The 5,044-nt window shown below is 34.2% G+C and carries 6 protein-coding genes; 2 read left to right on the top strand and 4 right to left on the bottom strand.

Annotation, left to right across the window (positions count from 1 at the left end):
• Window positions 1-227, top strand: a 227-nt coding sequence (locus tag B4E95_RS11985; RefSeq protein ID WP_291091709.1) for an encapsulin, incomplete at its 5' end; no start/stop codon positions are given.
• Between the two features lie 116 nt (window positions 228-343).
• On the opposite strand, the gene B4E95_RS11980 is transcribed toward B4E95_RS11985, so the two are convergent.
• The 4 genes from B4E95_RS11980 to B4E95_RS11970 all read right to left on the bottom strand — a co-directional run bounded on the left by B4E95_RS11980 (window position 344) and on the right by B4E95_RS11970 (window position 2,288).
• Window positions 344-799 carry a response regulator transcription factor gene (locus B4E95_RS11980; protein WP_291091707.1) on the bottom strand — a complete coding sequence of 152 codons (456 nt, stop codon included), beginning with the start codon at window positions 797-799 and terminating at the stop codon, window positions 344-346.
• Window positions 800-937: 138 nt separating this feature from the next.
• Entirely contained in the window at window positions 938-1,273 is a 336-nt protein-coding gene (locus B4E95_RS13165) for a transposase (protein WP_375781353.1), read from the bottom strand.
• Window positions 1,162-1,437 carry a hypothetical protein gene (locus tag B4E95_RS11975; RefSeq protein ID WP_210766879.1) on the bottom strand — a complete coding sequence of 92 codons (276 nt, stop codon included), beginning with the start codon at window positions 1,435-1,437 and terminating at the stop codon, window positions 1,162-1,164. Before B4E95_RS11975 ends, B4E95_RS13165 begins: the two co-directional genes overlap by 112 nt.
• The gene (locus tag B4E95_RS11970) at window positions 1,434-2,288 is read right to left on the bottom strand and encodes an IS5 family transposase (protein ID WP_221856775.1); all 855 of its coding nucleotides are present in this window, start codon (window positions 2,286-2,288) and stop codon (window positions 1,434-1,436) included. Before B4E95_RS11970 ends, B4E95_RS11975 begins: the two co-directional genes overlap by 4 nt.
• A gap of 520 nt (window positions 2,289-2,808) precedes the next feature.
• On the opposite strand from B4E95_RS11970, the gene cas9 reads away from it, so the two are divergent.
• On the top strand, window positions 2,809-5,044 hold a 2,236-nt coding region (gene cas9, locus B4E95_RS11965), incomplete at its 3' end, for a type II CRISPR RNA-guided endonuclease Cas9 (RefSeq protein WP_349680118.1).

The following is a 5,044-nucleotide window of genomic DNA, read 5'->3' as shown; positions in this document are numbered from 1 at the left end:
ACCACCTGCAGGAACTGATTGATGGCGAAATTATCTGGGCACCGGCAATCAAAGGTGGTTTTGTAATCTCTACCCGTGGTGGTGATTTTAAGCTCACTCTTGGCCAGGACATTTCCATCGGTTATCTAAGCCATTCTGATACTTCGGTGAAGCTCTATCTTCAGGAGAGTTTTACCTTCCAGTTTTATACTTCGGAGGCTGTCGTTGTGCTGGATCCTGCAGAGTAACTTTTTAATAAATCAATTGATAGAAAACTCAGGATTGTAGCAGTTTTGGGTTTTTTATTTTGACGAAACAGGTGTTGCAATTTTCATCTTGATAGGTCTGTAAGGCTAAAGATGCGTCAGATCCATCTAAGTTTTGCTGCCAAAGTACAAGCTTCTGTAGTATTGGAAACCCTCATTTTTTCAAGAATATTTTGCCTGTGGCGATTCACGGTATTAATACTGATAAAAAGAGCATCCGCAATCTCTTTACTCTTTTTCCCCAACTGGATCATCTTCATGATTTCCTTTTCACGGGCAGAGAGAAAATTAGAATTGTCAACTTCAGCCTGCCGGATAATGCTCCCCTCAGCTGTGTTGATAATCATTCCTGTACTATCTAAGGACGACAAAAAATCAAAATGATAAAAGCAAAGCGCCAACTCCACATTTTGATGGTAAGCATCTGAGAAATAAAACATTTTGTGAATCAACGATTTTTGGCTGCCTGCTAATCTCAGCCTACTGGTGATACAAAAGTCCTTTCGCCTGTCAGGCTCAACTGTCCTGATCATCTGGAAGAACTGAAGTTCCAAAATATGCTTCTGCAGGACATCTTCAGGATTCAGTATATTAAATAATTCATCTTCCCAAATGCCTTCGATCTCCTGATTATTCTGGCTCTGAAAAATGTTCAGTTCATCGGCTATTTTTCCACTATAAATAGTCGTTCCTTAACAAAACCCACTATTTAATTTATATTTAAAAACAGGATTAGAAAACAGCATAATTTGTATCTTATAAAATAAGAAAATAATTTTCTGTTTCAGTAGTTCCATCATTTTCTTCATGTTCCAAGCGGTTGCAACTAGTAATGCATTGATTTGTGGTCCCGTTTCTCCCAGGAAGTAATTTTTTGCCAGCCTAAAATCGGTTTTTAAATGTCCGATGATAGGTTCTATTGCCGCTCTGGTTCTAAATTTTTTGCGCTTTGTCTGCTTTTGATAAGCAGTGTCATTTTTTTTCTTGGAGTGCTTGGGATGGAGATTTTCACGCCTTTTATTTCTGATTTTCCTCTGCCACCTCTATCGTAAACGAGTTCTTTTGGGAGCTTTTGACCACCGGTTTCCATCTGTTCCAAAAGTGGTTCTATGGTGTGACCATCGTAAGGAGTTTGCAAAAATGCTTTAATCCCGAGAATGATTTTCTTGCCTTTGTTGGCGGTGGTTATCAAACACCTACCTTATTCCCAAATTCATACTGGCTATGCGCTTTTCCTTTGGCAATACATCGGGTAAAAGGCTTGTGAATGCTGTAAATTTTATCGGCATCGTTTCTTTTTTGTGTGACAACCTTGGTGTACAATGTCATTAAATCTTTATAAAATTCTTGCTGTTCTGCATTAAAATTCCGTTGCAATTCACGAATCAGTCTCATGGCGATGGTTTTGAGCTGTCTTTGAGATTTCCTTGCCGCTTTTGCCCGCTTGGGATGTTTTCCGTTGTAGGTGTTGCGCACCATTTGTTTGCTGACTTTTGTGTAGCGTTGTCTTTGTTTTATGCCTTCATTTCCGGCTATTTTGTTGCAATAATCAATCACTTTTTTGCACAATTTTGCATCGGTAGGAAAAGAGGTATTATTCTCCTGAACGGTAGTATCGGACAAAACAAAATTTGAGGTGTTCGTCTTGGCATCGTGCATTCTTACGCTGTAGGCAAAGATTTTTTCGATACCTTTTTCGCCAATTCTTTTTCGGAAATGAACAAAATTACTCGGGTCACAAGGAAATTCGTGTTCAAAGAAAACCCTGCCACAAAAATGCTGCATATAAGGATTCATGATCCAGGCTTTTTCCAACGTCTCATCGCCCAAATTATACAAATGTTTCAGTAGCAAACAACCCACCATAAACCGAATCGGTTGGCTCGGATTGCCCACTTTGGAATACAAGGACGAAAATTCTTTCTCAAAATAATTCCAATCTATTTTTTCTGAAAGTAGAACAAGTTCATGCTCGTGGTCAATAAAATCCACCAACATTGGGCGGAATAATTCTGGCTTCTTTTCTGGATTTTTCCCCAACATATTTGCAAGGTTTTAAAGCTCTAAGATACAGATTGTCATATTAAAGTTCATGAAACAGAAGGGGTTCCAATTTATTTTGACAAATGATTATCAGAGAAAATATTAACTGAAACTTGTGAAAGATGTGGCGGAACAGGGTTTCTTCCTGAATATAATTACTATCAAGGAGGTATTTGTTTTGCTTGTCAAGGTACTGGAATGAGGATACCTTGGAGTGATTAAAGAGACTGCGTACAACAAGGGTAACTGTTGCACAACTCTAATTTTAGGTACAAAAAAATAGTATAAATAACAACCTCTTTAGAAGCGATTTTAGGGAGGTTTATTGTTTTTACAAAATAAGAAAAATAAAAAAGCCCCGAAGATAGTCGAGGCGCTAAATGTTTTCACAACGGAATAATCCTTATTGTGAGTTCCTTTCAATACAAATATATAGATAAAATATTTATATATGATTACGTGAAACCGTAATTTTGTAAATTATTTTTGATGTAATTTAATACGCAAAAGAAAAATAATCATGGCTAAAAATATACTTGGATTAGATTTAGGAACCAACTCTATTGGTTGGGCGTTTGTAAAAGAAGCTGAGAATAATAATGAAGAATCTTCAATCGAAAAAATAGGTGTTCGTGTAAATCCTTTGACAACTGATGAGCAAACAAACTTTGAAAAAGGTAAACCTATTACAACAAATGCAGGTAGAACTATAGCACGTTCGGCTCGTCGCAATCTTCAACGATTTAAACTTCGAAGAGAAAATCTTCTACAAATTCTGAAATCACATAAATGGATTGATAATGAAACTATTTTAGCTGAGAATGGAAATAAAACAACTTTTGAAACTTTTCATTTAAGAGCACTAGCAGCTGAAAAACAATTGGAGCTTCACGAATTGGCTCGTGTTATGTTTCAAATCAACAAAAAACGTGGTTACAAAAGTTCTCGTAAAGTGAATAATACCGAAGAAGGTTCTTTGATTGATGGTATGGACATCGCTAAAAAATTGTATCATGAAAATCTTACACCAGGGCAATATGTTTTGGATTTATTAAAGTCTGGAAAGAAAAAGGTTCCTGATTTTTATCGTTCGGATTTACAAACTGAATTTGATAAAATATGGGATTTTCAGAAACAATTTTATATTGAACAATTTACAGATAATCTAAAAGAAGAATTAAAAGGTAAAGGAAAAGTAGCGACATGGGCAATTTTAAAAGTACCTTTTAATTTGGTTGGAATAAAGCGCAATTTAAAACGTGATGATTTAAAATTAGAGAATTATCAATGGCGAAATGATGCTTTGTCTAACCAATTAAATTTAGAACAAATTGCGATTGTTTTGCAAGAGATTAATGGTCAATTAACTAATTCTTCTGGTTATTTAGGTGCAATTTCAGATAGAAGCAAAGAGTTGTACTTCAATAATCAAACCGTAGGGCAATATCAATATACTCAGTTACAAAATAATCCGCATGCGTGTTTAAAAAATCAAGTGTTTTATCGTCAGGATTATATGGATGAATTCGAGAAAATTTGGGAAGTTCAAGCAAAAGGTCGAGAAACTATTTTTACCGATGCTTTAAAAGAAGAAATTCGAGATGTAGTAATATTCTATCAACGTAAATTAAAATCTCAAAAAGGACTGATTTCAATTTGTGAGTTCGAACAAAGAGAGATAATTAAAGATGATAAAAAGAAAACTGTTGGTTTACGCGTTATTCCAAAATCAGCACCTTTATTTCAAGAATTCAAAATTTGGCAAATTCTTCATAATGTAAAATTGAAAAATAAGATTACAAATGAAGTTGTGCTTTTAAATGAAAACGATAAAAATCACTTATTTGAAGAATTAAATCTAAAGGGAAATCTTACTGCATCTGAAGTTTTAAAATTGTTAGTTGATAAACCTAAAGATTGGGAAATTAATTATACAAGTTTAGAAGGAAATCGTACTAATCAAGCCCTTTATAATGCTTATTTGACTATTCTAGATAACGAAGGTTATAATGTGCGCGAAGAACTGAAATTAAAATTGAATAAAGACGATATTACTTTGGCTGATATTGATAAGTCTGCTCTTGAGATTAAGGGAATGGTACAAACTATTTTTAATCATTTAGGAATTAAATCTGAAATTTTAGATTTTAATGCAGAATTAGAAGGAAAAGCTTTTGAAGAGCAATTATCATTTCAGTTGTGGCATTTGTTGTATGCATATGAAGAAGACAATTCACCAACTGGAATGGACACTTTGTATCGATTATTAGAACAAAAATTTGGTTTCAATAAAGAGCAAGCTAAAGTAATGGGAACAGTTGCCTTTCAAGATGATTATGGAAGTCTAAGTAGTAAAGCAATTCGTAAAATATATCCTTTTATAAAAGAAAATGAATATTCTGTAGCATGTGATTTAGCTGGATATCGTCATTCTAAAAACTCTTTAACCAAAGAAGAATTAGAAAATCGTGAATTAAAATCTCGTTTAGATATTCTTCCAAAAAATAGTTTGCGCAATCCTGTAGTTGAGAAAATTCTGAATCAGATGGTAAATGTAGTGAATACATTGATTGATACTGAAAATGATAAACTGGAGAAAGCAGGCAGGACAAGAAATTTTCAATTTGATGAAATCCGTATTGAGTTAGCACGTGAACTTAAGAAGAATGCAAAAGAACGTGAGGAAATGACCAAAGCTATGAATGCAGGAAAAATTGAACACGAGAAAATTATTAATATTCTTCAAGTCGAAGATG

It is taken from the genome of Empedobacter sp. UBA7494 (assembly GCF_002478465.1).
GTDB classification, from domain to species: domain Bacteria; phylum Bacteroidota; class Bacteroidia; order Flavobacteriales; family Weeksellaceae; genus Empedobacter; species Empedobacter falsenii_B.
This window is presented reverse-complemented; position numbering and strand designations above follow the sequence as displayed.

What these genes read in the sequence shown, in the direction of transcription:
- B4E95_RS11970 (WP_221856775.1), bottom strand. Translation starts at nt 2,288, where the DNA reads ATGTTGGGGAAAAATCCAGAAAAGAAGCCAGAATTATTCCGCCCAATG.